The organism is Pseudomonas sp. O230, from assembly GCF_045447035.1.
In the GTDB taxonomy this organism is placed as follows: Bacteria; Pseudomonadota; Gammaproteobacteria; order Pseudomonadales; family Pseudomonadaceae; genus Aquipseudomonas.
The window spans coordinates 1-1,132 of sequence record NZ_JBJGXN010000028.1 but is presented as its reverse complement, the minus strand read 5'-3'; the positions used below and the strand labels follow the sequence as shown (position 1 = coordinate 1,132).

The 1,132-nt window shown below is 55.7% G+C and carries 2 protein-coding genes; both read left to right on the top strand.

From position 1 onward, the window contains the following. Nucleotides 1–71 precede the first annotated feature (71 nt). Complete coding sequence (locus ACI77H_RS30010; protein ID WP_407015544.1) at nt 72–374, top strand: transposase; 303 nt, start codon at nt 72–74, stop codon at nt 372–374. Beyond that, a partial coding sequence (locus ACI77H_RS30005; protein WP_407015542.1) for an IS3 family transposase occupies nt 371–1,132 on the top strand: 762 nt, incomplete at its 3' end. The genes ACI77H_RS30010 and ACI77H_RS30005, both read left to right, overlap by 4 nt.

The window sequence follows — 1,132 nt, the reverse complement described above, 5'->3', positions numbered from 1 at the left end:
TGAACTGGCCTAATGATTTTGGACACTTCAATCGGGCGCTATGATGGCGCCCAAATCTGAGGTGTTTGGATATGCGTAAATCTTATTCGAGTGAGTTCAAACTCAAGGCTGCCAGCATGGTGCTGGATGAGGGGCAGTCAGTTCCCGAAGTCTGTGCCAGTCTGGATATTGGCCCTACCGCCCTGCGCCGTTGGGTCGATCAGGTTCGCAAGGAGCGCTTGGGCTCGACCCCGTCAGGCGCCAAGGCGATTACCGCCGATCAGCGAGAGATTCAGCAGCTCAAAGCGTTGCTCAGGCAAAAAGACCTGGACATTGAAATCCTAAAAAAGGCCAGTGCTCTCCTGCTTTTGGACTCCAAAGATCATTCTCGTTGATCAACGAGCTGGACGAGCAGTACGGCGTTAACAATTGCTGTCGGGCGTTTGGAGTCAGCCGCAGCAGCTTTTACGCCTGGCGTCAGCGCCAAGGCAAAGTGAACCCTGAACGGGAGAAACTCAAAGCCGTGCTGATCGAACATCACAAGGAATCCAGAGCCTCTGCTGGCTCGCGCACCTTGGCCAAGGAGTTGCAGGCCAAGGGACATCGCGTCGGGCGGTATATGGCTCGCAGCCTGATGCGCGAAGCCGGTATCGCCAGCCATCAGCGCAGGCGGCACCGGTACAAATCTTCCGGCGTGGAAGCGTTGGTGGCGCCACATATGCTCAAACGCAAATTTGATGTCACGGCGATGAATCAGGTGTGGTGCGGCGATGTCACGTACATCAAGGTCGGCAAGCGCTGGATGTATTTCGCAGCGGTTCTGGATCTGTTTGCTCGCCGGATCGTGGGGTGGTCGTTTTCAATGATTTCCGATGCCACGCTTACCTGCGAAGCGTTGCGAATGGCGGTCGAGTTGCGAGGTCGCCCAAAAGAGGTGCTGTTTCATTCTGATCAGGGTTGCCAATACACCAGCCACAAATTCAGGAATGAGATGCGCAAGCACGGGTTCCTGCAAAGCATGAGCCGTAAAGGTGAGTGCTGGGACAACGCCCCGATGGAGCGTTTCTTTGGGAGCCTGAAGTCAGAGTGGGTGCCAGACGATGGCTACAGCTCGGAGCATGAAGCACGCGTGGATGTGCAGCGTTATGTGATG